Origin of the sequence: Bradyrhizobium sp. 134, from assembly GCF_023074155.1 — a bacterium.
GTDB lineage: Bacteria > Pseudomonadota > Alphaproteobacteria > Rhizobiales > Xanthobacteraceae > Bradyrhizobium.
This window is the reverse complement of the sequence record NZ_JADPKX010000028.1, coordinates 13,677-40,328: the sequence shown is the minus strand read 5'-3', so window position 1 is coordinate 40,328 and position 26,652 is coordinate 13,677. Positions and strand designations below refer to the sequence as shown.

At 61.1% G+C, this 26,652-nt stretch carries 12 protein-coding genes and 3 pseudogenes; 4 read left to right on the top strand and 11 right to left on the bottom strand.

Annotation, left to right across the window (positions count from 1 at the left end):
• Positions 1 to 39: 39 nt before the first annotated feature.
• On the bottom strand, positions 40 to 7,635 hold the full coding sequence (locus tag IVA75_RS09455; protein WP_247285916.1) for a peroxidase family protein: 7,596 nt from the start codon (positions 7,633 to 7,635) through the stop codon (positions 40 to 42).
• A gap of 372 nt (positions 7,636 to 8,007) precedes the next feature.
• Between IVA75_RS09455 and IVA75_RS09450 the strand changes: the two genes are divergently transcribed.
• The 3 genes and pseudogenes from IVA75_RS09450 (at position 8,008) to IVA75_RS09440 (ending at position 11,790) form a co-directional block, all read left to right on the top strand.
• The gene (locus IVA75_RS09450) at positions 8,008 to 9,588 is read left to right on the top strand and encodes a sensor histidine kinase (RefSeq protein WP_247285915.1); all 1,581 of its coding nucleotides are present in this window, start codon (positions 8,008 to 8,010) and stop codon (positions 9,586 to 9,588) included.
• An 81-nt stretch (positions 9,589 to 9,669) separates the two neighbouring features.
• Positions 9,670 to 10,329, top strand: coding sequence for a response regulator transcription factor (locus IVA75_RS09445; protein WP_247285914.1), 660 nt, complete (start codon positions 9,670 to 9,672; stop codon positions 10,327 to 10,329).
• A 1,026-nt stretch (positions 10,330 to 11,355) separates the two neighbouring features.
• A pseudogene (locus IVA75_RS09440) lies at positions 11,356 to 11,790 on the top strand (hypothetical protein).
• 200 nt (positions 11,791 to 11,990) lie between these two features.
• Here IVA75_RS09440 and IVA75_RS09435 read toward each other — a convergent pair.
• The 10 genes and pseudogenes from IVA75_RS09435 to IVA75_RS09390 form a co-directional block, all read right to left on the bottom strand.
• Positions 11,991 to 12,836: an alpha/beta hydrolase gene (locus IVA75_RS09435; protein WP_247285913.1), complete on the bottom strand. Its 846-nt coding sequence runs from the start codon at positions 12,834 to 12,836 to the stop codon at positions 11,991 to 11,993.
• A 386-nt stretch (positions 12,837 to 13,222) separates the two neighbouring features.
• Positions 13,223 to 16,561, bottom strand: coding sequence for an adenylate/guanylate cyclase domain-containing protein (locus tag IVA75_RS09430; protein WP_247285912.1), 3,339 nt, complete (start codon positions 16,559 to 16,561; stop codon positions 13,223 to 13,225).
• A gap of 352 nt (positions 16,562 to 16,913) precedes the next feature.
• Positions 16,914 to 17,081, bottom strand: coding sequence for a hypothetical protein (locus IVA75_RS09425; protein ID WP_247285911.1), 168 nt, complete (start codon positions 17,079 to 17,081; stop codon positions 16,914 to 16,916).
• A 611-nt stretch (positions 17,082 to 17,692) separates the two neighbouring features.
• Positions 17,693 to 18,742: an HD domain-containing phosphohydrolase gene (locus tag IVA75_RS09420; RefSeq protein ID WP_247285910.1), complete on the bottom strand. Its 1,050-nt coding sequence runs from the start codon at positions 18,740 to 18,742 to the stop codon at positions 17,693 to 17,695.
• 86 nt (positions 18,743 to 18,828) lie between these two features.
• Entirely contained in the window at positions 18,829 to 19,152 is a 324-nt protein-coding gene (locus IVA75_RS09415; protein WP_247285909.1) for a PilZ domain-containing protein, read from the bottom strand.
• The gene (locus tag IVA75_RS09410) at positions 19,149 to 20,225 is read right to left on the bottom strand and encodes a DUF2336 domain-containing protein (protein WP_247285908.1); all 1,077 of its coding nucleotides are present in this window, start codon (positions 20,223 to 20,225) and stop codon (positions 19,149 to 19,151) included. The genes IVA75_RS09415 and IVA75_RS09410 overlap by 4 nt, the downstream gene beginning before the upstream one ends.
• 569 nt (positions 20,226 to 20,794) lie before the next feature.
• Entirely contained in the window at positions 20,795 to 22,234 is a 1,440-nt protein-coding gene (locus IVA75_RS09405) for an IS1182 family transposase (protein ID WP_247285907.1), read from the bottom strand.
• A 229-nt stretch (positions 22,235 to 22,463) separates the two neighbouring features.
• Positions 22,464 to 22,671: pseudogene (locus tag IVA75_RS09400) on the bottom strand (GDCCVxC domain-containing (seleno)protein).
• 914 nt (positions 22,672 to 23,585) lie between these two features.
• A pseudogene (locus IVA75_RS09395) lies at positions 23,586 to 24,120 on the bottom strand (ABC transporter substrate-binding protein).
• 33 nt (positions 24,121 to 24,153) lie between these two features.
• On the bottom strand, positions 24,154 to 24,456 hold the full coding sequence (locus IVA75_RS09390) for a hypothetical protein (protein WP_247285906.1): 303 nt from the start codon (positions 24,454 to 24,456) through the stop codon (positions 24,154 to 24,156).
• A gap of 219 nt (positions 24,457 to 24,675) precedes the next feature.
• Between IVA75_RS09390 and IVA75_RS09385 the strand changes: the two genes are divergently transcribed.
• Positions 24,676 to 26,448: an adenylate/guanylate cyclase domain-containing protein gene (locus IVA75_RS09385; protein WP_247285905.1), complete on the top strand. Its 1,773-nt coding sequence runs from the start codon at positions 24,676 to 24,678 to the stop codon at positions 26,446 to 26,448.
• Positions 26,449 to 26,652: the final 204 nt, after the last annotated feature.

The following is a 26,652-nucleotide window of genomic DNA, read 5'->3' as shown; positions in this document are numbered from 1 at the left end:
ACCCGGGCGGCGGTTCGCCCGGGTGATGGTCGGTGGCGCCTAGTGCACGCCGTTGAAGTCGGCGGTCGTCAGCGCGTGGTTGCCGGCGCCGAGGTCGATCTTGAAGTCGGCCGCGGTGTCGCCGTTGGTGTTGCCGGAGACGAAGGTGTGCTCCGCGCCGTCCTTGACCTCTTGCGTGACGATCACCTGTCCGGCCGAGGTGAAGACGTTCCCGGCGAACAACACGAAGGACTGGTTGCCGGCCGCCCCCGTGTTGGCGTCGATGGCCGACAGGTCGATCTTGTCGCCCGGCTGGAAGCCCTTGATGGTGTCGCCGTTGGCGTCGGCGGCGGAGCCGAACACGAAGGTGTCGTTGCCTCCGCCGCCGTCCATGACGTTCGCCGCCGAACTCGCCACGATGGTGTCGTTGCCGGAGCCGCCGATGAAGTCCTCGAACCCGAAGATCTGGTCGGTCCCGCTCTGGGCGCTGGCGACGCTGCCGTGCTGGCCGATGCCGTTGCCGAGATCGGCCGTGAGGTTGGCGGAGATCGCCGAGTAGTCCAGCGTGTCTTCCTCGCTGTCGCCGAAGTAGGTGTCGTTGCCGTCGCCGACCGTCGCGATGATCCGGTCGCTGCCGGCGCCGCCGTAGACGGTGTCGTTGCCTGCACCGCCTTCCAGGGCGTCGTCACCCGCATCGCCGAACAGGCGGTCGTCACCGGTGTCGCCCGTGATCAGGTCGCGTCCGGCACCGCCGAAGAGATCGTCGTTGCCTTCGTTGCCGAACACCACGTCGTCGCCTGCGCCGGCCTTCACCAGGTCGTCTCCGGCTCCGGCCTTCAGCGTATCGGCACCTTCGTTGCCGAGGATCACGTCGTCGCCGTCGAGCCCGCTGAGGACGTCGTCCCCGGCCGCCCCGATCATGACGTCCGCGCCGGACGTTCCGCTCTGGGCTTCCGCCATGCCCGGCATGACCGCGGGGGGCTGCGGCATGCCGGCACCGTCCTGGTCGTCGTGGTGATCGTCGCCCGGCGAACAATGCTGGTCGTCGTCGGAGCCCCCGCCTTGTCCGTCGTCGGAGCCGCCTTGGCCGCCGCTACCGCCGCTCCCGCCTTGGTCGCCCGGAGGCTGTCCGGCCTGGGTGTCGACCACGTCCTGCGGGCGCAGGGTGCCGGTGACCTGGTCGTCGCCTCCTCCTCCGTGGAACACGATGCGGTGGTCCGAGGTCAAACCGGAGATGTCGACGGTGTCGGCGCCCGCGCCCCCGTTCACCGTGATCGTGCTGTAGTTCAGGCTGGTGCCGGTGAAGTTGCCGACCACGGCGACCGCGTCGCCGGCCACCGTGCCGCCGTCGAGCCCGCCGTTGTTGTTGTTGGCGGTGACGTCGAGGGTGTTGATCGTGATCTCCTCGACGTTGTCGAGTTCGGCGATCACCGTCCCGTTGCGGGCGACGACGATCTCGGTGCCGGCGTGCAGGCCCGTGAAGCCGGCATGCGCCGCGCTGCTACCCGTGCCTGGACCGGCGGCGTCCCAGTCGTCGGTGTTGGAGTAGATGGCGAAGGATTCCGCCGTGTTGTTGCCGGTGACCGTGAAGCGGTCGCCCGCCGCGCCGTTGGCGCCACCGTCGACGAAGTCGCGGCCGTCCGGCAGTTCGGGAATGATGGTGATGTTGCCGAACTTGACCGGATTGGTCACCGACCAGCCGATGCTGTCGTCGCCACCGCCCGCAAACACAGTGTCGTCGCCACGTCCGCCGGTGAGGATGTCGTTGGCCGAGCTTCCGACCAGGATGTCGTTGCCGCTCGATCCGTTGATCGTCGTGCCGTTGACCGCGGTCACTGTGACCGTGGCGGAGGCCGGTGCCACGCCGTCATTCACGGTATAGGAGAACGAGCCGCCGTTCGGCCTCGCCGGGTTGCCGCTCGTTCCGCTGTCGGTGATCGTAACCGCGCCAGCGGCATGGACCGCCGAGAGGCTGTTGAAGGAGCCGACCCCGGTGATCGCCAGCGCGTTGGGCCCGTCCGTGTCGCTGTCGTTGGCGAGCAGCGCCCAGTCCGGCACCACGATGCCACTCGCGACGTTGCCGACGTTGGTGTAGACGTGATCGGCGCCCACGCTCGGCGGATCGTTGACCGGAGTCACGTGGATGGTCGTGGTCGCGACGTTGCTGTCGGCCAAGCCGTCATTGACCGTGACGTGGACGATGCGGTCCGCATTGGTCGGGTTGTTGGAGTTGCTGGAGAACGTGATCGCCTGGATCGCGTTCTGGTAGGCCGCGATCGAGGCCTTGCCCGCCAGGCTGACGGTGATTTGTCCAGCCACGGAATTGTCGACGGAGCTCGCGATGCCGTCGCCGGCGATGTCGTTCGCGTTGAGTGCGTCGCCCGCCACCCGGCCGATCAGGACGACCTTCGCCGACCACAGTTGCGTGCCGTCGTCGACGATTCCGGGATGGTTGGCGATGCCGACGGCATTGCCGTTCTCCGTGAATGTGACGACGTAGTCCGTGCTCGGAGCCGCCGCGGGCCTGACGTAGTCGACGGACACGTTGTCGATCGAGATGGTGCCGTTGTTGGCGCTGTTGCCCGTGTTGGTGGCCGAGCTGACCACCTCGAATCTGAGGGCCGCGTTGGCGGTCACCGTCTCGCCGGCGTTCAGGGACGCGAGAAGATCGGCCGAGAACGTATGGTTGCCGAAGCCGGCGGCATTGGTGATCGTTCCGAGTTCATGGAAGACCGGCGTCGCCGCCGTGGCGTCCGCGCTGAAGAGGACGCGGACGTAGTCGCCGTTGTCGAAGCTGTTCTGGTTGTAGGTGAAGCCCAACTTGGCCTCCACTACGCCGGCGAGGTTCACCACCCGCTGCACGTTGGCCCCGTCGGCGTTGTCGGTGAACTGCAGCTGCTGCGAGCCCACGCGGATCTGACCCGTGGTGCCGCTGCCGTTGACCGCGCCGTTGAAGTTGTCGCCGGCTTCGGTCCAGTTGCCCGTCCAGCTCGAGCCGCCGGCGTAGCTGCCGGAGGCGAAGTTGTCGGTCGCAGCGCCCGGATCGAAGGCGTGAAGCTTCAGGCTCGGGGGCGTGTTGACCAACGAGAAGTCCTGGTCGGCGAAGCGCAGCAGTTCCACGCCCACGACCAGGTCGGTGCCGTCGGTGACGATCGGCGCTCCGTTGGCGTCGACGCCGTTGGGATTCCGCAGGTCGGTCACCTTGTAGGCGACGATCTGTCCCTCGTGGGCGCTCTGGAAAGTGACGGGATCGATGCGGTAGTCGGCCAGGTTGCCGGTGAAAACTGCGATGTCGGGCTTGGCCAGGGTGCTGGCGTCGGCGCCCCCGTCTCCGAGAACGTTGTCCTTGAAGAACTGGGTGCGCAGCATCTCGGTGAAATGCTTGTCGAAGCCCTGCGTGCCGAGCGCGGCGTTGTCGAGCAATCCGGCGCCCAGGGTGTCGTCGTAGGCGACGCGGTGCGAGGCGCCCTGATAGCGGGCATCCTGCAGGCGCAATGCCTCGGTGGATCCGTCGTTGTTGTTGTTGTGGTCGTAGGTAGAGGCGATCTCGTTGCCCTGACCGTCGTGGCCCTGGATGTACTGTCCGATAAGGGTGTCGAGCCGGACTGAACCGCCCACGATGACGTCGTTGCCGGCGTCGCCGGTCAGGAGATCGGCTCCGGAGCCACCCACGACCCAGTTGTCTCCGGAGTCTCCTCCGAGATTGTCGTCGGACACGCTGCCGACCAGCCCCTCCATTTCGAACGCCGCGGGAACCGACTGAGCGGCATTGACTGCAGTCAGCGGGTTCGCTTGCTGGTCAAGGTCGTAGGTCACCCCGACCGGCCGGGCGTGTTGCAGGCTGAAGTCCAGTACGTCGAAGCCGACCGTACCCGGCGTGTTGCCGTCGTCCGTGACACCGTCTCCGCCCAGCACCTCGTCCGGTCCCGTGCTCAACGCTTGCGCGATGTCGCCGACCTTGAACCAGTCGTCGCCCGCCTGGCCGAAGGAAATGTCGACGTCGGTGCCGTCGAGCAGCATGTCGTCGCCGTTGCTGCCGTACAGCATGTCGGTTCCGGAGCCGCCATCCAGATAGTCGTTGCCGTCGTTTCCTTCGAAGAACGGGTCGGTGTCCTGCTCGCCATACATGACGTCGTCGCCATTGCCGCCGAACAGCTTGTCGATCCCGAGGCCGCCGTTGATGTAGTCGTTGCCCGCGCCGCCGATGACCTGGTCCAGGCCGTTGATGTCGGTGCCGCTGGATTCGCCATACAGGAAGTCGTCGCCGGCGCCGCCGTCGATCAGGTCGGGGTTGTCGCCGCCGTAGATCGTGTCGGAGCCGTCCCCCCCGTACAGGCGGTCGATGCCGTAGCTGCCGTAGATCTTGTCATTGCCGGCATCGCCGTAGACGGTGTCGTCACCGCCTTGGGCGTAGATCAGATCCTGCCCCTTCGAGCCGACGATGATCTCGTTGGACTCGGCGCCCGAGTTCGGCGTGCCGTCGAGGTTGGCGAAGCCGTTCTGCCCATAGGCGCTGTTGGGGTCCGTGTCGGCCAGGCGGGTGTCCTGAATGTAGTGCACGCCGCCGATGACGACTTCGTGTCCGTCGTTCAGGTTGCCGCGTCCGCCGTTGGAGTAGATGCCTATCGTTCCGGCATCCACCGCGGCGATGTCGCCGTATTTGTGCTCGTTGCCGGTCGTCAGGTACTCGGTCTGTCCCGGAGCCAGCACTTCCTTGTGGGCACCGAGATCGACGTACTGGTCGGCATAGCCGAAGATGTTGCCGTTGAGGTGGGTCAGGCCCGTGGTGCGCTCCACCATGTCCTTCAGCTGGGCGTTGACGATCTCCGTGCCGAACTGAACGCCGAACAAGCGGTAGAGATAGTAGAAGCGGTCGCCGTCCATCAGCTTTTCGATCTGGTCGACGAAGATTCGGTCGAAGGTCTCGCCGAGGAGGCCCCCCGGCTGATGGACTTCGGCCAGACCGCCGAGCCATGTGTCGATCTGGTTGAAGGCAAGCGTACCGACGCCGCCGGCCGCCTCGTCTCCGTTCATGAAGCCGTAGGCCTGGTCGAGCGAGATGCCGAGCGTGCCCGCGGCGACGCTTCCGTCGACGATTCCGACGATGGTGTTCGCCTTTTCCATGTCACCGTCGAAGGCGTACGCGGCGATGAAGTTGGCCAGCGAACTCGGATGCTGCATATTCTGACCGAAGTCGTTCCAGCTCGAGTATTCGGAATAACCCAACGTGTGACGAACCTCGTTCAAGGTCGGTATGCCCACGTCCCGTCCGCGGGCGATATTGATCGCCGCCAGATCGAGCGGCTGGTCGAGCAGACCCTGATTGAGCGCCGGGGTGACGAACTCGTCCACCTCATTCATCTGCTGGTGCGTCATGCCGAGCACGATCGCGGAAGGCCCGACGTCGGCAAACTTGTCCGGCGCCAGGAAGGCTGCCTTCAGGGCGTAGCCCATGATTTTGCCGGTCAGGCCGCCGGACGGATCGATGGTGTCGATGGTCTCGCGCAAGGTCGAGTGACCGAAGCGGAAGGCGGCCTGCGAGTATTCAAGGGAAATCGCCGAATCGACCTCGGTCGAGTAGGCGCCGAACTCCTGGATATTGGGCGAGACGTTACGGGCATACTGGTCGACGGCAGCATGCTGGTATTCCATCTCCACGACCAGCTTGGCCCCGTTGAACATCTTGTCCTGGTCCCAGGAGATGTTGCCTGCGGCATCTAGATAGTCGCCGGCGGCGTTCATTCCGTGCCCGGTGTCGATTTGGAAGCCGTGCAGCGCGGCGTGCGTCGGGGCGCCGGACACGACGTCCTGGGTATGTAGCGCCTCGATGATGTTTTGGATCTGGTAGTTATGTTCCTCATGGAAGACGTGGTGGATCGAAGTCAGACCGAAGTTCTCGTTCACGCGCCCGTCTCCGGCCACGTAGTGGTCGCCGACCGAAGCCATCAGGATCTCGCCGACGGCGTCGTGCAGCGCGCCCGCCGGGACCGTGATGCTGAAATCGGCGAAGTTGACGAACGGAAACAGAGAGCTGGCGCCGTCCAGGGTGTGCGGCGTTCCGGGAGGCGAGCCCGGGGGTAGCGTGGCCATGGTCAGCGTCAGCTTGTGTGTCGTTGCGTCGATGCCGAAGCTCGAGCCCGCACCGAACGTGAATTTGGCGTAGGTGTCGATGGTCGAGATCGCGGCCGCGACCTTGGCCGACTGGGCCGCAGTGCCGTAGGCCGCCTCTCCGGCGTCTTGCGCGCCGTTGCCATTCTTGTCGTAGAAGCCTCCCATGTGGCCTGCATCGAACCGCGGATTCATGTCGAGCAGCAGCGCCGAGCCGCTGGTGCCGGCGATCACGTGGCCGGACGCGTCGCGGTTGCGCAGATCGTTGACGTCCTCCCAGGTCAGGGCGTCGCGGCCGGTGGCATCCACGTGGGCGCGCAGTTCGTCCAGCGTCGGCAGCGTCTGGTGCGTCGCGGTGCCGTCCGGCTTGGTCCATGCGATTTCGAGGGTCTGCCCGTCGAACAGGTTCATGCCGGCGTGGTACTGGCCGGTCGCCGGATCCGCGACCCATTCCCGCAGCAGGTTCGTCAGTTGCTCGTGGGAGCCGTAGGTCTGGCTCTGGTCGATGAAGGGCGAGGTGTGATTGACGTATTCCGGCCCGTTGGCGTCCACCGTCTGCACCGTGGCCCGGTTGATGGTGATTTCGTGCACCGGCCGCCCGTCCGGGCCGAGCATGCCGTAGAGCGGATCGTCGCTGGCGAGCGCGATCTTGATGGTCTGTCCCGAGGCCTTACCGATGAAGTCGAGGCCGTGGTCGAAGAACTGGCCGAAAAGTACGAAGAAGCCGTTCGAAGGCGATACGCCCGGATTGAGCCCGCCGAGGAAGTGGTCGCCCTGACCGGCCGAGGCGGCGAGCCGCGCCTGCGTGTCGACCTGACCGAGGCCGCCGTCGGCGACCGTTGCGAGCTGGCCCCAGTCCAGCACCTTGGCGGTGCCGCTGGTCGGGTCGTAGTAGATCTCGTTGGGCTGATGGGAAGAGACGCCGGGCTCGCTAGGGTGGTTGGCCCAGGTGTCGAAGGTGACGCCGCCCGTGGTGGTGGTCAGGCTGATCATGCGCGGCGTGTAGTCGACGACGTTGGGCAGATCAATCCTGGTGCCCTCGGCGGCGGTCTGGGCGCCGGCGGGATCGGCCTTGATGGCGTAGTCGCCGTTGAGCGCCGGGTTGAAGCCGCCGGTCGTCGCGCTGTAGGAGGAATAGTAGGTCTTGGCGGCGGCGTAGACTCGGTCGGCGACCGCCTGCATCACCGAGGAGTAGCCGGCGTAGTCTGCGGCCCCCGACCGGGTGAAGATCTGGTCGACCGCGCCGAAGGTGGCGTTGATGAGCGAGAGGTTGTTGTTGAGGCCGCTGGGATCGCGCAGGCCCCCGAAGTCGAATTCGGAGTAGTAGGATTGTCCCCACTGCGCGATGGCAGCCGTCGATGTCGCGTCGCCGGCGACGGTCCCGCCGCTGCCGATGAGATTGCCGTGCGAGTCGTATACCGCACCCGTGCCGTCCCAAAGGATGATGGCGTTGCCCGCTCCATCGAACAAGGGGCGGAAGTTGACCTGGCTGAGGATGAAGTCGATGTCGCTCTGGTCGATCACGAACGGCTTGAGATAATTCGACATGATGCGCTCCTGCCAGGATTGACGGAGACCGAACGGCCGGATCTCCCACATTGCAGAAGCATGTCGAGTCCTCCGTGGGCGCGGTAGGGTAGAAGGTCGAGCGAAAACTTCCGCCGATGGTCGAATGCGCCACACCCGACCAAAGTCGCTTGCTTCGGACTTTAGTCCGAAGCCCGATCGGTCTTTCGGCGGCGGCGCGGCTACTGCCGGCGCTGGTATTGAGCCTGATCCGCTGCATCAAAGGAGCAATATGGGCACGTGCGCGATCTTCACCATGTTTGGCCAGGAAGTTGAAAGCCGATCCGATCGATGCCTATGATGTCGCCAATTTAAGCATCTGTTCACCGATGTCATTGTTCGAGAATGATCTTCATGGAGCCATTCGTGGGAGAAGTCTCAGTCGCCACTGAAGCTGATCGGCACATTCCTCGCGTCGGCAGTGCCTTGTTGAGAGCCCGCGAAGGCAAGCCTGAGACCAGCAGGGCGTTCCGCGCATTCGTCAAAGCGACCATGGATCGGCCGCGTCGCTGGTGGATGCGAAGGTCGCTCTTCGAGCAGTTCGCACTGTTGTCTTCGCTGGTGCTGTCGCTTTCCGTCGCAGCAGTCGGAGGATGGGTCGGCAATCGGATCGCGGATGGCGTTCTACGTGCCACCAGCGGCGCCGCCGCGCTGTACATGACGAATTTCGTGGAGCCCTACGTCCAGTCGATGGACGGCGGAGGCACTCTTAGTGCGGAAGACCTTCGCGGCCTCGACGCCGTCGCCGAATTGCTGGAATCCCGGCGGCACGTCGCCTCCGTCAAGATCTGGGCGCGGGACGGTACCATCGCCTACAGCACGCAAAAGCGCCTTATCGGAAAGCGATTTCCGACGACCGACATAGCACCCTCGCTGCGAGGAGAAATCCGTGCGGGAATGGCCGACCTTGCCGACGATGACAGCGAGTTCGAACGCTCTCTGTCGATGCCTCTTTATGAGATATTTCTCCCGCTCTACAAAAACGAGACGGAAAAGATCATCGCCGTCGCCGAGATCTACGAAGACGCCGGCGCGCTTCTCCGCGATCAGGCAAGCGCCGTCCGCGGCGCCTGGCTGGTGGTCGGATCCGCGGGCCTGGTCACCCTCTTGGCATTGTTCATCGTCGTCCATCGAGCAAGCACGACCATCAAAAGGCAACGGTCGGCCATCAAGCAGCGATTCCGGGAGAAAGTATTGCTGCACCGCAAGAACGATGTTCTCAAATCCGAAACGGAAGATGCTCTTCGCACTGCCGCCCGCATCGACGATCTTGTCCATACCCGGCTCGGAGCCGAGCTCCACGACGGCCCCGCGCAGCTGATATCCTTCGCGCTGCTGCGGCTCGAAGCTCTGGAGCAGGAGCTGGACGGCCGGACATCCAAGGCGCGAGCGCTCCTGACGGAATTCCGGAGCGCCCTCCAGGACGCGCTCAAGGAGCTGCGCGCGATCGCCGCCGATCTGCTTCTTCCCGATCTCGGCGACAGCGGCGATCTCACCCGGATGCTCCGCAAAATCATACGAGCGCATGAAGGCCGCGCCGCCTGCATCGTCGATTTCGAGATGACCGGAGTGCCTGAGAAGCTTCCTCGCGACGCGGTGCGCTGCGTCGTTCGGGTGACACAGGAGGCGTTGAACAACGCCTTCAAGCATTCGGGGAGCGACCGCCAGACCGTGATGGTTAATTGCTTCGCCGGGACGCTGCAGCTCTCGGTGAGCGATCGCGGATGCGGCTTTTCCGGCACGACAGCCAAGTCCCGATCAGGTCTTGGATTGATCGGGATGGCCTCCCGAGTGAGAGCATTGGGCGGGACGTTCTCCGTGATCTCCAATCTAGGCCAGGGCACGGAGATCTTGTGCGAACTGCCCGGCCAAAGTTCCATCGCAGGAACTGGCGATGAACACTCGAAAGATAGTCAACCGATCAAAAGTGATTGAAACTTTATCCTTACGATGCCTATTCTCGCAGCATTCTGGAATGCCACTTTTCCGCAGTGTTTTTTAATTGTGAGAGTACATATGGAAAATTCGAGTGAGCAGGCCACTATTGCCATCGTCGACGATCATCCGATTTATCGCCAAGGACTGGCCAGCGTGTTTCGGGCGGAGGCTCGCTTCAAAGTCGTAGCCGAAGGCGCCTCTACGGCAGACGCGCTGGACATCGCAAAAACGCATCGCCCGAGCATCCTCGTTCTGGATCTCGGCATTCCCGGCGATAGCCTGGAGACTCTCAAGCAGCTGTGCGTCGAATTTCCCGGAACGCACTGCGTCATACTCACCGCCTGCGACGATCCGCAGACCGGCATCGCCGCCCTGAACGCGGGCGCGCACGGCTACATCCTGAAGGGGGTCAGCGCGAGCGAATTGAAGGCGGCGATCTGGGCGGTCTTCAAGAACGAGTCCTCGTTCGTCTCGCCGGAGTTCGCGGCGCGGCTGCTTTCGGCGGTTCAGCAGAAGGAGGCGACGTCCATCGACGTCGGTCTCAGCCATCGCGAACTCCAGATCATCGCGGAGGTCGAGAGCGGCGCCACCAACAGGATGGTCGCCGACAAGCTCAAGATCAGCGAAAAGACCGTCAAGCACTACATGAGCAGCATCATGCAGAAGTGCGGCGCGACCAACCGCGTGTCCGCGGTCATGGCGTATCAGAGGATGCGCCAGTCCGGCCAACACGCTTGAAGGATGACAATCCATATCACGCTGCGAACCGCGCTGCGCTGGCGTTGGATCACCTGGGCAGCGCCTCATGCTAAGGCCCACGCGGGTAGTGGACCAAATGTCTTACGGAGACCAATACCGCAGCCAGTTGGAGTCACCTTACTCGCTGGCCCAAGCAAGTGGGACTGCTGCGCCTTCGGCCCCAGATCAGAAAATTGGTCGCTGTTGTTCTGAAAGCATGTCTGCTTGGTGCGGTCCCAATTGAAGTCTCGACCGCCGCAAGGCGGACGGGACCGAGTGGTCGCCGGGCATTGATTCCAAACCTTGGCTCCCTTATCCCAGCCATTAACGACACACGCGCCACCGCTTGTCCTATGACATCCAGCAACAGGCCACCATCATCAGCTACATACACGATTTCAAGATGATTATGCTTCTGACGTTAGCTGCCATCCCCTGCTGCTCCCGCTTCGGAGCGTGTCGGCATCGGCACCCGGCGACCATGCCATGGTGATGGGCTAGCAGCCGTGGCGCGGCGTCCGCGCTGCCGATCCCGGGGAATTTTTCAAGTTGAGGTCGACCCATCGCACTCCGACGGTGTGAGCCGTTTGGTGATGCGTAGGTTTGCACCGTAGCTTGTCGAAGCGAACCTCTCCGCTGGTCAGAATTCGATCGAGACTTCAATACTATCGCCCATAGGATGTGGAGGAGTGGATATCCGCTGACGTTCAAGGTCGGCCTGCAGACGCTGTTACCGCGCTCACTGTTCGTATGGTGCGTCGCAGAGCGTGTATTCAGAGAGTGCGATTTGGTTTGGACCACGATTCATTGTTGGCTACTGCCGTTTGGGGCATCAGCAGTGGTGAGCCCTCCCTAGCTAGCCTGCCCTGTCCGCTTCAACCTGGGCCAGGAGCCGACTTAGTTGGTAAGGTTCGTGTTTGGACTCTCCCGCGCCGCACTACTGTAACCGGATTACCATGCCCCTGCCGCCTCGCGGATGGTGTCGATGAACAGCTTCGCGGCCGGGTTCAAACTAATCGGACCACCATGTCCTCTAGCTCCAACGCCGGTATCGCCAAGAAAGCGCGCACGAAGGCTGAGGCTGATTTTTGCCACTTGGCTCATGATGGCCAAGCTAGGCGGTTTCGAGGACCTGCCATCCAATGCCCAAAGCTTTCTGGCTAACTATCGAACGCGCCTCAAGACAATGAGCGAGGCCGAGTCCACGGCCCTAGCCGTTCGCGAGGTCTACGCGCTTATTACAGCGAAATGGGAGGCTTAGGCGCAGCGCCGGAACCAAAGGCTGGGACGCCAACGACAAAGCGCAAAGTCGAGCCGGCCCAGAGACCGCCTAGACCTCAACCCGGTCAATCGGCTGCGCGCCATTCGACGAGACGAATGATCCGAAAATCTCTCCCGGCACTGCTGATTTTCGCGAGCATGGTGGCACTGGTTGTCGCATTCGGATTTCTAGCGCAGTAAGACCGCCCGCGGATTGTGGGCGACGTCCGCTTCTCCTCCGATATCGCCCCAATTAGCGGACATCGTGCACTTCGCATTTGGGCCAGGAACGGACTCGTGCACCGCAGCAGTTATCTTCTCTGTTCCATCACCTCGTCGGCGCGCGCGAGCGGGTCATTGGGGCTAAGAGCGGAGTGAAAGGTGTACCTGAACGGCCGTTTTTAATGCTCCGAAGTAAACTTCAAAACAGCTTCGTTGAAAGCTTTTGGGTTCTCAGCGGTCATTGCGTGACCCGCAGAAGGAATAATGAGCGGCGGCTCGAAGTTGCCCCGATTTTGCATCTCAGAAATCAAAACACCATACAGCGGCGGCGAGTTCTCGCCATTTATCATAAGGACGGGGAAATTGAAATTTCGCAGGTCTTCGTCTGTGGTGAGAGGAAGTGGATCATCGACGATCGCCGTCCGAATATTCTGAAGAAATTCTTTCTGCCGCCCCGCTGATAAACTCTGCCAGTAGTCCGGACCGACCAAGCGATGCATGAAGCGGGCCGTGCCGCCCTCAACATCTCCATGGGATACATCTTTCCGCAAATCAGCAAACAATTTTGATCGGAAGGCCGTCGCCGTTAAATTCGCTTCCGTTTCAGGAAGCTCAAGCCTGACGCCTGCATCCGCAAGAATGAGGGTCCGGATGAAGTCAGGATATTTTTTCGCCACTTCGATAGCAACTGCACCGCCGCGAGAAGCACCCAACAAGTGGACCGGACCAAGGTCCAGCTTTTCTACGAAGACGCCAACATCGTCGGCGTGCTGGGCGAATGAGAAATCGTTTCCCACGCCGTCCCACAATTCAGGGAAATAATGCCTGAGGCTTACGTTCAGAACTCGATGGTGTTGGGAAAACGGTTCGAGCTGATCCGGCCAAATTCGATAATCACAGAACGATCCATGGACCAGGACAAGCGGGGGGCCAGCTCCACGATCTTGATAGGCCATGGGATAACCATTGACCTCGATCCAATTTACATCAGCAGCGATCGACCACCTGGGCGGAAGATAAGACATCAGGAAAGCTCCAGTACTGGCCCGTCAATGTTCCCAAGTCGTACCACTTTGGGATCGAGCAGGGTACTAGCTGCGCTGAGGCCGCTTAGGGTCAAAATGCGAAGAACTCAACCTGAGCAAATCTAGTCCGCCGAGCCTCAATAAGCGGACCTCCACGAGAGCGCTACCACTTCGCAGATGGGCCATTATGCGACATTGCATCCTGAAACAGCACGAGGACCAACATCAGCTTGCGCATTGTCATCTCCTCAATCCAGGAAGCCCTTGTCCAAACATTTGCATGCTTAGATGATGAGGCCATCAGCCAACACATTTGCCCTCAAAGCGCGCACATCCGGAATTGCCGGCCCTAACTCATCAGCCGACCGCGCGTGAAAACGACCCTCTCAATCCATCTGGTCGAGCAAAGCCTTTGCTTGCTGGAGATCCGCAGTATCGAGGCCCTCAGTGAACCAGCCATAAATAGGCGTAAGCAAAGTTTGGGCCTCATTGCGTCGGCCCTGAGCTTGCAGGACTCTGCTGAGGCTCATCGCCGCTCGTAGCTCAAGGAGCCGAGCACCTTGCTGTTGTGCCGCTTTGAGGGCTTGGTCCAGACATCCTTCCACCTCATCGCGGCGCCCCGCTTTGAGAAGCAGTTCGCCCTTGAGTCGATATAGCTCGGGCGCAAACCAGCAGTCACCGCTCTGGTAGGTCGCTTCACGTATGAGCCTTAATCCATCCTCAAATTTTCCGCCAACGAGATGCGCTTCCGCCGCTCGGGCGAGACGGTACGAAACGTGAAATTTCGACCCTGTTGCACGCCACGCAGTCAGCCCTTCCCGCATGAGGGCGAGACCCTCCTCAATGTGCCCCTGCATGACGCGCGCCCAGCCGCGCAACATGGTCGCGTTCGCGGCTCCGACGGCAGACCCATGGCGCGCGAGCAGTGGGAGAGCGACGCTCACAGTGTCTTGTACTTTCTGCGGCTCGCGGCGGATTTGGTGCAGTTCTGCTGCAGACCACAGCGCCTGGGCAAGCGTGGGGGCATGGTCAAGATCACGCGCAAGCCCGAGGCCTTTCTGCGTTTGCCGAACGGCTTGGTCCGGATAACCCATTGCTGCAGCAATGAGGGCGTCGATCACGTAACCGCAGACGCCCGGATCATGGCCCCCATATAGCAGCGCTTGCTCGCCGTGCGTGTCGCGTCGGTAGAGAGCAAGTCCGCCCGCGATATGATGGCGTGCCGTGGCAAGGGCGCCAGTTACCAAAAAGACAGGCCATGCTGCGTGGTGAGCTTGCAGCGTAAGCCCGGAATCTCCGCTTGTGTTTGCCATGTCGAACAGCTCATCCACCAATCGGCCGGCCGTCGCCAAATCACCAGCCGTGAAGGCAACTAGCCATGCCCCCCACACGGTTGGAAAAAGATCTGCTACTCGCTGTGCATTACGCGCCAGTTCGTGAGCCCGAGCGTACACGCGCTCGATCTCCGGTGCCGCCGACGATCTCGTCGTCATTAATGCCGGCCCCAACGCGATCAGCAGTTGCAACTCCTGCTCGGCATGCGCGGCCCTGTCGGGCAGCGTTTCAAGCAGCTCTATTGCGTTTCGAAAATGTGCGACCGCCTCCTTGTTGGCCGACCGCTTTGCTGCGCGGTCTCCAGCCCGCTGCCAATAATTGATGGCCTGCTCAGGCAATCCGGCCTGAGCGTAATGTCGAGCAAGAACTTCAGGTTGAGTCTCGCAGACCTCCGAAAACTCCTGCTCAAGGACACTTGCTATGCTCGCATGCAGCTCGTTGCGCTTTGAGCGGAGCAGCGTGCCATAGGCCACCTCCTGCACCAGTGCGTGCTTGAACAGATAGTTGGCATGCGGCGGCTCGCCCTGCCGAAACAGCAAACCGGCCTGAACGAGACGGTCCAGCGCCGATCCTAGCTGCGCCCCGGTTTGGCGCGCCACCGAAGCCAGCAGGCTCTGCGAAAACCCCCGCCCAATCGCGCCTCCAATCTGCGCTACCTCCGTGGCCGCCGGGCCGAGCCGGTCGAGCCGCGCCATCAGCGACGCGTGCAAGCTAGCGGGAACCAGCTGGGCCAGGGACGGAACCGTGGCGGCGGTCAGTCGGGCGGCTGCCTCGCTCTCGGCCTCCAGCACCGCCTTGGTCATCTCCTCCACGAACAGGGGAATCCCGTCGGTGCGCTCCACGATCTCCGCCATTACATTCGCCGGCAGCCCCTTGTTCTCGACAAGCCGCGCTATGATTGCGGCCGCCTCACGCTCCCCAAGTCGGTTGAGCGTCAGGCTTGTCACATGCGACTGTCCCACCCACGGCGCGTTGAACTCGGGGCGGAAAGTTACGACGAGCAGCACTTGAAGGGTTGCGATCCGGTCGACCACCCGGCCGAGCGCTTCCAGGCTCGTCGGATCGACCCAATGCGCATCCTCGAAGATCATCAGCACAGGATTCTGGCGAGCCAATCCCGCGAGTTGCGACATCAGCGCTTCTAGCGTTCTTTGTCTGCGCTGTTCCGGGGCCAAATCTAGCGCAGGATATCGTCCATCAGTCGGAAGCGACAGCATTTCCGCAAAGAGCGCGGCATCCTGGACAGAGGTTGAGGTCCGCGCGAGCACAAAATCGAGCTTGTCGAGCTTCGCTTGCGGTTTGTCGTCGTGCGCCAGTCCGGCGGCGCGCTCCATCTGGCCAATGATAGAGTAAAGCGCGCTGCCCGTATGTTGTGGGGAGCAGAAATAGCGCAAGCGCGTGTGTGGTTCGGTAGCGAGGCGCTCCAGAACCGCGGCCGTGAGCCGTGATTTCCCGATACCTGCCTCGCCGGACAGGAGTACGACCTGTCCTTCACCCATCTTTGTCTTGGACCAGCGGCGAAGAAGCAATTCGAACTCTTCTTCCCGCCCGACGAGAGGGGTCAGCCCGTTCGTGTGCAGGGCGTCAAAGCGGCTCTGCACCAAACTCGTCCGCAGTACTGCCCACGCACGTGCGGGCCCGGCGATGCCCTTGAGGTCCCTGGCCCCGAGATCCTGGAGTTCGAAGAGATTGCCGAGAAGCTTTCGCGTATTCTCCGCAATAACCACGGTATCCGGCTCGGCAATGGCTTGCAAACGGGCGGCAAGATTCGGTGTCTCACCTACAACCGCCTGCTCCTGGGCTGCACCCGCGCCAATGAGGTCGCCGACGACCACGAGCCCAGTTGCGATCCCGACACGCACATGCAAGGGCGAGCCGGCCGCCGTAGCGAGCATCGGCACTGCCTCGACCAGGGCAAGCCCGGCCCGCACAGCGCGCTCGGCATCATGCTCGTGGGCCTTGGGATAGCCGAAATAGGCGAGCACCCCGTCGCCCATGTACTTGGCAACGAATCCGCCATTCCGTTCGACTAGCGCGGCACAGCAGTGGTGATAGGCACCGATGATGGCGCGCAGGTCCTCGGGATCGAGCCTGGCCGACAGGACAGTCGAGCCGACGAGATCGCAGAACATTACGGTGAGCTGACGGCGTTCCGCGGCGACCCGTGGTCTCGCTTCGGTTACCGCGGGGTCAGGTGTGACCGGGGTATAACGGGCAACCTCCCGGATCGCGCGGAGCATCTTACGGCGATCGCCAAGTAAGACCCCGAGCTTCTCCAAGTCCTGTTCTGTTAGGTCGGGGAGAACACTGAGATCAATACGGTTCTCTGCGAAACGCTCTGTATACTCGGACATGCCGAGCTTTCTGAGCCAGTCGCCAATCTGGTGCATGGCCGTTCCTGCAGTCGCGTGGTGGCCTAACCGAGCTTTGGACCCGCTACTAGGGAGTTTATTCCGAATTCCATTTATAGCACGTTATTCATCCAGCCGAGCAGTCGTCCTTGAAACTCAATTCGAGCGCGACGATTTGCGGTATCGTAAGGCTACCGTTCCACCTATGGATCCTAGCAGCCGGCAGGGAGGGCCCCGCTTGTCCGAGTTGGGTCACAAGCTGCCCTTCGCAGGCTACTTCACATTGGTCGGCTCATCTCCCAGAAGCAGACATTTCGGCTTTCCGAGCGAAGGTCGCCATCGGGCCAACAGGCGACATTCAAAATGAAAGAGGCCGCCCACTGACGCGGACTTACTTCATTTTTCTAGAGCCGATGCTGATGAAGAAAACGGGCTTCCCGGCCTCGTCCGTTACCTCTACCGACCATTGCTCGCCGGGGCGGAACTTACCGTCGAGACCCTTAAACACGGCTCCCGTGAAGCTCGTAGCTTCCTTCCAAGCCGCTTCGTCGTCGGGCAAGTCCTCCCCCTGGTTATCCTTGATCGGGTGCGAATCGTGCACATGGAAAAAGTACCTTGGCATTGGGTGGAAATGCGCTTTGAATGGGCTCCGTTCCTAACCAACAGCAGCCTTAGTTCATCTTGCGTCGGAGATACCTGATGATCTCCCGCAGGTCGTCTGCGTACTCCTCGATGATCCGCCGTGCCTCTAAGCGCGTCGGCTTCACCGGCGGCTCCTCTGGACGGGGTTCTTCGGGCGGCGGCTTCATGGCCCCACGTTCGGCAGAAACGAGTCCGGACCATTGCGCTAAATCAAAATAGGCCACTACGTTTTTCAAATTAGGCCACGGACGATGGAACGGGCCAGTACCCAGCCGGGCATGGGAACGGATTGGCAACCCCAGATCCTTCCTGAACTCATCAACTGCCGATCGAATGTCCGTTGGGGGTCAAAAGCTGCCCGCAGGGGCTCCGAAACGCCACTTCCGCGTTGGCCCAATCAACGGACATCAACCGACCAAACTCGGTTGGTCGGCTTCGGGCCAGAAGCCGAAGTGCATGGAAATGAGACCGCCTCCGATCACGCCTTGAGTGGAGACGTGGAACATTCCTGCATGGTTCGTGCAGAATTCATCTGGTAAGCGCGACATCCTTGAAAGAGGCGACTAGCGCCCTGTCCAGCTTTCCCCTCATGCCGCAGAGAATCTCGTACGCTGCCGCGCGCGGCATTGTCAGCTTGTAGGGCCGGTGTTCGATCAGCGCCGCAAAGATATCCGAAATGGTGAGAATGCGAACGATGTCGGTGATGTTCTCGGCGCAGAGGCGGTCAGGATAGCCGCTGCCGTCGAGATATTCGTGGTGGTGCCGGACCGCATCGAGGACTTCGGGTGAGATGTCCACGTGCCCTTTCAGCACATCGTAACCCGCCGCCGGGTGGGTTTCGACCAACGCTCGCTCGTCGTCGTCGAGGCGTCCTGGCTTGTCCAGGATCGCCAAGGGCACCCTCGCCTTTCCTATGTCGTGGAACATGGCAGCAGTGGAGAGCCGTTCAAGGTCACTTTTACGGAAACCGAGACTGAGGCCGAAATCGACCGCGACGCCGGTCACGAGCAGGCAGTGCTGGAACGTTCCCTCGTGATGGCGCCGCACGGTGGCCAGCCATTCGGATAGCCCATGCTCGGAAATCCGGTTGGTGATCTTGCGGCCGGCCTCTTTGGGACCAGCGACGTCCACTCGCTCCCCGAGGGTGATCGAGGTGAACATCGACGCGATGGCGGTTGCTGCGGCGTCAACCGCATTGTCATGCTGCGAGATGCCGCTCGTCGACCCACTTCCGTGGGCGACCGGATCGACCAAAGCGGCCAGGAGCTTGGCCGCCTCGATTCTGCCAGGCAACACCAACGTTGCGCCCAGCGCATAGGCTTGCGAGATGCAAACGTGGGAGGTTTGCTCGACGAGGAAGATGCGCTTCTTTATTTTGGCGAAACGCGCAGCTCTCTTTTTTAGTGCGGCAATGTTTTCGACCGCCCGCAGGTCGGCACGGACGACGACCGCAGCAGCAGCGTGCGGAAGCTTTGCTTCTACATCGAGCCGCTCGCCGGCAACGGTGAACTGCTTTCCAAAAAGCGAGCAGAGCCCGAAGAGCTTTTCGGAAGTGTCGGCCAATACGTGCACGAGCATGACTGGTGCCTTCGTTCGTCGGGTGCCGGGCTGAATGGCCTTCGGTGGTCCAAGGTCATTGGCTCACTTCGACGAGACTGCTCGGCTCAAGTTGGTTTGTGCGCGCCTCTGTCGGACGCTGTCGTTTGGGTCTTCTTGCCATTTGCTTGGATAAAGTGGACGCCAGCCGTGGTTCCGTCGATCCAGACCAGCTCGCAGCGTCGATAGGCCAGTCCCGTCGACGACAGCAGCATGAAGAACTCCTTGGCCGAGAGAACATCGAGCGATCCTTCGACTTCGATCTTGGCGCCGGTATTCGAGATATCGAGCAAGACGCAGCTTCGCCGCCAAGTGCCGTCGGAGCCCATCAGATTCACGGGCTGTCTGTTGTCCATGCGCACCCGAGGCGCCTTGCGACCGTCGAATTTCATGGGTTTCCTGCCGATCGTGCAGTGCGACCGTGGGCGCGCGCGGAGATTTCTCCCCAACGAACGGACCATTGGCTGGTCGAGAGATGAAGCGTTTCAAACAGCACCTGTGCTCGTGCGCGTTCGCCTAGTGAAAGCCCCGCGCCGCGAGTGTTGAGGACGGCCAGCGCGGTCTGCCAATTCAAGCGCGATGCCCGGCACGCCATAACTGGGCCTTCGTAACCGGAGTCTGCCATAACCTGCTCGATGGCCTCAATCGGTGCTCCCGACAGCACCGACAACGCCGTGAACAGGTTGGCTGTCTCACGCCGGATCGCGAACCGATTGACAGTCGAGTCGCTCAGCTTTCCGCTCCGATTGAGCGATATGATCTCCGGCCTCGCGGCGGCGTACTCAGTGTCGCAAGGTCCCTTCGTTGTCGCTAATACCTGCGAGGACGCGTTTGCGTTGGAAGCCTTAATCGCCGGCCGTGGCGATGCCGACAGCAGCTCCCGAACCACCATATCCGGGGTGTCCGGCCTCAGCGTCAGCGCTTTCGTGATCTCGTCGTCCTCCACAGCCCTACGGATCAAGTTGGCATAGGCCGTGCCTGAGAATTCAGCGCCCGGATTGCCGATGACGGCCAGACAAGTCTTGCTGCTGCCGCGCTGCAATATTGCCTCAGTCACTGGGCTTTCGATCCTGCGCCGGCCAGCAATGGCGAGAAGGTGATCCTCGCCGGCGGACGTCGCGATCGCCACGAGATCAGCCGGCGATAGGGCGGGAGATTTCATAAGGATCGGGACTGCGATCGCCGGATCGCCGCACGAGGCGAGACGTCGCAGGGTCTTCATCGGAGCAGTACCCAGCTCGGCGAGCGTCGTGCTGAGTTCGGCGAGGGTCCCCGGCGCACTCCGCCGGGCTAAGCGAATTAGAACGTCGTCAAGCAGGCCGACCTGCGGCTCTTGCAATCGGTTATTACGGTCGACGAGCAGCTCGGTGGTGCGCCAGAGCATGCGCGCACAACGTTCGGATGAGCTCCTCGCGATGGTGGCATCCAACTCAGTAATGAGATCGGCCGCAGAAACTGCCCTCATTGGCTGGCCCCAAATTCATTTAATATCGTCACGTCAAATCAAACGCATTACGCGCGGAAGTTGTTAAGATTCCTTTATATGCCAAATCGTTACATACGAGGAGCTGTTCTTATTCAACTGAACGGCGCTTCGTGGCGTATTAAAGTACCTGCTATCTGAGGCTGCCGCCTGCGCGTGGACGACTGCCCGACCTGTATCGCATTGTCTGGGATGAAGCTGCCACAACTTGAGTGATTGCGATCCTCATTTGGACAGCCGCTAACGTTCGGCATCTTGGCCTTCAGGACGAAGAAAAACTTATCGGCGGGCGGTAGCGTCGTTCAGCGACATTGCAGCTGACATCGGCCGAAGCAGACGCGCTCATCGCCAGTCGCAAACGTCCGCTAAGGGTCTTGGTCGTGTAAAAAACGCTGTTGCATGACGCGGACCAGCGCGGTTGAGCTCAGGCTATCGCGGTCCGATCAATTTGGGCAAGTTTTACGGCCGCTCGACCAGAACTCATCCTGAGGCAATGTCGGGGCTCTTTTACGCGCCCCATGAACCGCAACGGCCGCGCGGCAACGCCCGTATCACGCCCTCACCGCCGCCAGCAGCGGTTTCATCCCGACGATGTTCAGCACGCGTGTCAGATTGTAGCCGAGCACGCACAGCGCCATCTCGGTCGCAACTTTCGGCAGCGTCACGCACAAGAAGTGCGTCGCGCCCATGCGCATCTTCAGTGTGCCGAACGGATGCTCGACGGTCTCGCGGCGTGTGCGCATGGCGTTTGGATTCTTGTCGAGCCGCGCCTGAGCGCGTTCGAGAACGTCCTCGTGCACCCATCGCTTGATACGGCGTTGTGGGCTCGGCGTGCACTTCGATTTGAGTGGACAGGTTTTGCAGGCGTTCGTCCAATAGTTGCGCAGCTTCTGGCCGTCTTCGTCGTTGGTATAATAATATTTGAGTTTCTCACCGGCAGGGCAGCGATAAACATCCTCATTTGGCAGATAAGCAAAGTCCTGTTTGCCGAAGCGTCCCGAAGCCTTCGCACCCGATGTCATCGGCTTGGGCAAAGTCACCGTGATGCCAGATTGCTCGCACGCCACGATTTCTTCACCCTTGAAGTAGCCGCGATCGGCGACAACATCGAGCGTGTCGGCCTCAAGAACGGCTTTGGCTTGCCGGGCTATGTTTGCAAGTTGCGACCGGTCTGAGCCGCTTGTTGTCACCTCGTGCGCGACGATCAGATGGTTTTCTGTATCGACCGCCGTCTGCACGTTGTAGCCGACGACGCCAGAACCACGGCCGCTCGTGGCCATCGAACGGCTGTCGGGATCAGTGAACGATATCTGCTGATCGGGCGACGCCAAAACCTGTTTTTCAATCGCTGCGAGTTTCGCCATTTCAACGGTCAGATTTTTCAGCCGTTCTTTGATCCGCGTCTTTTTTAACTCCAGTGTTTCCGACGGCTCCTGCCGGTCGGCGGTATCGAGCTGAGCGAGATAGCGCGCAACACTCTCCTCCAATTGCGTGCGCCGCCGCTCGACTTTGCCGCGCGTGAAGTTCTTATCGCGATTATTGACTGCTTTGAATTTGCTGCCGTCGATCGCAACGCTGGCTGTCGCGAGCAAGCCCATCTTGCGGCACACCTCGACGAAGCGCGCGCAGACCTTTTTGATGCCGGGACCATTGTCCTTGCGGAAATCGGCAATCGTTTTGTGATCAGGCGCAAGCCTGGCGAGCAGCCACATCACTTCGACGTTGCGGCCAGCTTCACGCTCAAGCCGGCGGCTCGAATGGACACGGTTGAGATAACCGTAAATGTAGAGCCCTAAGCGCGCGGCCGGATGATACGACGGCCTACCTGTGCCGGCAGGCTCAACGCCACCGAACCCAAGTTCAGCCAGATCGAGGGCTGCAACGAAGGCGTCGATCACGCGAACCGGATTGTCATCTGCAACCCAGTCGTCCAGGCATTCCGGCAACAAAGTAGATTGCCCGCTATCAGCTCTTTGAACGAAACGAGCCATGCCAGCCCCCGCCGATTCAGTGCGGGAATCATAGCAGGCACGGCGTTTTCACACAGCCAGGGTCATTCGCGCCGTTCTCGCAGTGCGCCAAGCACTTCCGGTCTACCCCGAACAGCAGACGTGGGTACCGGCCCTGATCAGGTCTCAGCGGGGCCACAAGCCGAAATGCCAATGAGTAGCTCCTAGCTCAAACCTCATCGCGCAAAGGAGCGGGTGCTCCCTCCGGCAGCTAGCAACAGCAGCGCTTGCCGTTCTCTTGAACCGGCGGACAGGGGAACGGTGCCGAAGGAACAGAACACGCAGCAGTCGCCAAGGAGCGGCTTCAGGCGCTCGCCGCAGCTTTTGCAGTCATAGAAGAACTGGCAAGCGTCGGTCGGCATGATCTCGGCAGCAGCGTGACCGCACTTGGGACACGTGATCGTAGAGTTCAGGATCATTTACCTTCAGGCGCGTGGCAGGCACCGAGCAAGGAATTGCCGGCGAGCCTTCTTCTGATCGTCGCCAGTTTTATCTTCTCTCTCAAAACGAGGATTTCGGAATATTCATTTTGGATCTCTGGGCGGATGCGAAGTCAAGCTGCTGGGCGTTCAGTTTTAATATCGCGGCAATATGCGTACTCTGGATGTGGTGCATGGGATCTATCTCTTCGTCAAGGTCAGCGCCTGGAGAGGTTTTTAGGAGGAAGCCCACCATCCGTCGGGGAATGGCTCCAGCAAAGTCCAATCGAGTTGGTTGTCGTTGTGAGGGAGGCTGATAGATCCTGCATTCCCCCTTAGTGGCGCGTGGCGACGGAGGCGAACAGATAAAGCGAGCCGTTCACGACGTCGAACGCGGCGCGACGGAAGATGTGTCAAGCGCAATGGGGGCGCACCGCGGGCGCTTCGCTCAGTTTCTTCGACCAGATCTCGAAGATATTCCAACTCTGAGAGCTGTGAAATGAGTTCGCTAAGTCGTTCAACGTAAAGGATTGCGCGAGAGCCTCGCATAAATGTCTTCCCCAGCACAAAAAAGAGCACTATCAGGATGGCGTCAGAGCAAATAGCGCGAGTAGTAAAAGTAGAATCCTACCACCTAACTAGCGGATTTCAATATGTCAGGCATACTGCCTCAGGTGTCGCTGCCATGACGTTTGACAAGATTCCGCTCTGGGTCATTCGCGTCGGTTTGCCCGAGAGGCAGTGACTTCCGGTCTAGCCGGATAAGCGGACGTGGTCAGATCGGGCCGGCAGGTCTCGAACGGGCCAACAGCCGACCCATGCGCCGCAGCAAAAAGAACGTGCTACTCGATCACCTCGTCTGCGTGCGCGAGCAGCGTGGGCGGCAATTGCAGGCCGAGTTGCCTTGCTGCTTTCTAGTTGATGATCAGCTCGAATTCAGTTGGCGCTTGAACCGGCAGTTCGGCTGGATTGGCGCCGCGCAAAATCCGGTCGATATAGGAAGCAGCCCCGACATATATCTTGTTGTCGTCGATACCGTACGATATCAGGCCGCCTGCATCGACGAAGGCACGAAGCGGATATATGGCCGGGAGGCGGCTTTGTCCGATCAGGGCTGTGAGATGAGCTCGTTGAACCCAAGTAAAGATGTCGGGCAAAAAGATAAGCCCGGTAATGGGCTTCTCCTTCAGAGAAATAATCAGACGCTCGATGTCGGAACTGCCCCCGCTGGGTTCTTCCACCGACACAATTCCAGATGTGTCCGCAGTCTCATCGATCGAGTTCAGGATTGTAAACGAGGCCGATGCACTGGATGTCCGGTGTGACCTCTTTCAGAATGGAAACCCACTTGCCCCCGAGCGATGGTACAAACGGCGTGAAGCCGGTCACGTTGCGGCCCGGCCTGGAAAAGCTGTCGACGTAGTGCCTGCCGACCGGATCGCTCACCATCGCAAAGACGGTCGGAAGCGTCGAGCCTTCCAGTTAAAGCGCCGCCATTGACGTATTCGTTTTAGCATAGAGCACGTCAGGCTTCAGGGAGATCAGCTCACGGGCATAGCGGTGCGCTTGATCGGTATCTCCGTTGTAGAACCGGTATTCGATCTTGAGATTTTGGCCGAGCGTCCAGCCCCGCTGTTTAAGGGTCTGTTCCAGAAGCTGCGCTCCAGGCCCCTTCACAGTGAGAACACCGATCCGACGGAATTGGCCTTGAGCTCTGGCGGGAAAGGCCGTCGCGCCGAGACCGGCAATGAGACCGACCGCTCCGATGAAATCCCGTCGCTTCATGGCGCGCCCTCTCTGGACTTCAGCTTCCAATGATATCGCGCCTCCGGAGGAGGAGGACAAGCCCCGTTGTCCGGGTTGGCTCACAAGCGGTCTTCGACTAGATACGTGCGCAGGTTGCCTACGGGGCCAGAAGCGGACACCTCGACCGCGTCCCTCATGTCAATCCCTTGGCACCTGTAACCAAATGCGTAGACTGACCTATCGATCCAGGAGGGCGACTTGGCGATCGAGCGGCCAAATCGACGGTTGACCACGATCCTCGCGGCCGACGCAGTCGGCTACAGTCGGCTTGTTAGAACTGACGAGGAAGGCACGCTCGATCGCCTCCGAGTCATTCGCAAGGACATGATCGATCCTGTTATCGCGGCCCATCGCGGGCGCATCGTAAAGACCACTGGAGATGGCTTACTGGCCGAGTTTGCCTCGGTGGTGGATGCAGTTCGTTCAGCGATCGATGTGCAACGGGCCATGGCCGAGAGCAACGCAGGCCAGGGACCAGATAAGCGCATCGAGTTCCGTATCGGCATCAATCTTGGCGACGTGGTCGTGGAGGACGATGGCGACCTCATGGGCGATGGCGTCAATGTGGCGGCGAGATTGGAGGGGATTGCCGAACCTGGTGGTATTTGCCTGTCTAGTTCGGCCTATGACCAGGTACGTGGCAAAATCGATATCGCTGCGCAAGACCGAGGTCAGCAGCAACTGAAGAACATCGCCGAGCCGGTGCAGGTCTATGCGCTTTCACCCACGCGGCCCCCAGCAATGGCGCCGCACACAGCCATCGCACCGCGGCTCTCCATCGTCGTCCTGCCCTTCGTCAACCTCGATGGCAACAGCGAGCAGGACTACTTTGTCGACGGTGTCACTGAAAGTCTCACAACCGACCTGTCGCGCATTCCCGGCGCCTTCGTTATAGCCCGCAACACTGCCTTCACCTTCAAGAGCAAGCCAGTGGACGTCCGCGTAGTCGGCCGCGAACTTGGTGTGCGCTACGTGATGGAAGGCAGCGTGCAGGGCGGCGGCGACCGCGTCCGCGTGAACGCGCAGCTCATCGACACGGAAACCGGCGCGCACCTCTGGGCCGAACGTTTCGATAAGCCGCGCGCCGACATCTTCGACATGCAAGATGAGATCACCACGCGGCTCGCCCGGACGGTGGGCATCGAGCTCGTTGCCGCGGAGGGCCGCCGGGCCGAGCGCGAACGGCCGAACAACATGGATGCCGTAGACCTGGCGATGCGCGGCTGGGCAATCCTCAACCAACCCTTGTCGCTGCGCCGCGACCGCGCGGCGTGTGACCTGTTCCAGGAGGCGCTCAGGTTGGATGCTCGCAACGTCGAGGCGTTGGTCGGTCTCGCCTTCTATCATGGTAACGAACTTCGTACCTTCGCCTCGACCAATCGGGACGAACAGTTACGTACCGCCCATGCCGCGATCACTGAGGCGTTGACGCTTGCTCCGGGCAACGCCCTCGCCCATTTTGTCCACGCCAATGTCCTGCATGTCTCGGGCGCAACGGAACGGGCGCTACGCGAGCTTGAGTTCGCAATCACGCTGGATCGCAATCTGGCCTGGGCCTATGCCGATGCAGGCTTCATGAAGGTGCTACTCGGGCGCGCGGAAGAGGCAGAAGCCGATCTCACGAACGCAATCCGGCTCAGCCCCCGCGATCCCGGACTGGATCGCTGGCACGCCCTGCTCGGGATCGCCGACCTGTTCCTCGGTCGGTTAGATTCCGCCCTGAACCGGCTGCAAAGGTCAGTCGGAATAAATCCTCATGTCGCCATGCCCCATTTTTTCCTGGCAGCGGCGTCAGCGCTCAGCGGTGGCGCCACGGAGGCGCTGGAGGCGCGCAATGCCGGCCTTCGGCTCGACCCGAACTTTACTGTCGCAAGATTTCGCAACGAGCGGCGCAGTGAAAACCCGACCTTCCTGGCCCAGCGCGAGCGCATCTACGAGGGCCTAAGGTTGGCAGGGGTCCCGGAAGGCTAGGCTCGCAGCGAGACCGTCATATCTGCAATAGGTCAAAATGCGAAGAACTCACCCTGAGCAAATGTAGTCCGCTTCTCTCCGCTCAGCAGACCTAGATGAGACATGCCGCCACTTCGCAGATGGGCCAAAATGCGAAGAACTCAACGCGAGCAAATCTAGTCCGCTATATCCCCTTAAACTGACCGTGACGAGCTTGCGGACACC

What these genes read in the sequence shown, in the direction of transcription:
- IVA75_RS09455 (WP_247285916.1), bottom strand. Translation starts at nt 7,635, where the DNA reads ATGTCGAATTATCTCAAGCCGTTCGTGATCGACCAGAGCGACATCGAC.
- IVA75_RS09390 (WP_247285906.1), bottom strand. Translation starts at nt 24,456, where the DNA reads ATGAAGCGACGGGATTTCATCGGAGCGGTCGGTCTCATTGCCGGTCTC.
- IVA75_RS09420 (WP_247285910.1), bottom strand. Translation starts at nt 18,742, where the DNA reads ATGCTCGTGCACGTATTGGCCGACACTTCCGAAAAGCTCTTCGGGCTC.
- IVA75_RS09430 (WP_247285912.1), bottom strand. Translation starts at nt 16,561, where the DNA reads ATGCACCAGATTGGCGACTGGCTCAGAAAGCTCGGCATGTCCGAGTAT.
- IVA75_RS09405 (WP_247285907.1), bottom strand. Translation starts at nt 22,234, where the DNA reads ATGGCTCGTTTCGTTCAAAGAGCTGATAGCGGGCAATCTACTTTGTTG.
- IVA75_RS09415 (WP_247285909.1), bottom strand. Translation starts at nt 19,152, where the DNA reads ATGAAATTCGACGGTCGCAAGGCGCCTCGGGTGCGCATGGACAACAGA.
- IVA75_RS09410 (WP_247285908.1), bottom strand. Translation starts at nt 20,225, where the DNA reads ATGAGGGCAGTTTCTGCGGCCGATCTCATTACTGAGTTGGATGCCACC.
- IVA75_RS09450 (WP_247285915.1), top strand. Translation starts at nt 8,008, where the DNA reads ATGGAGCCATTCGTGGGAGAAGTCTCAGTCGCCACTGAAGCTGATCGG.
- IVA75_RS09435 (WP_247285913.1), bottom strand. Translation starts at nt 12,836, where the DNA reads ATGTCTTATCTTCCGCCCAGGTGGTCGATCGCTGCTGATGTAAATTGG.
- IVA75_RS09445 (WP_247285914.1), top strand. Translation starts at nt 9,670, where the DNA reads ATGGAAAATTCGAGTGAGCAGGCCACTATTGCCATCGTCGACGATCAT.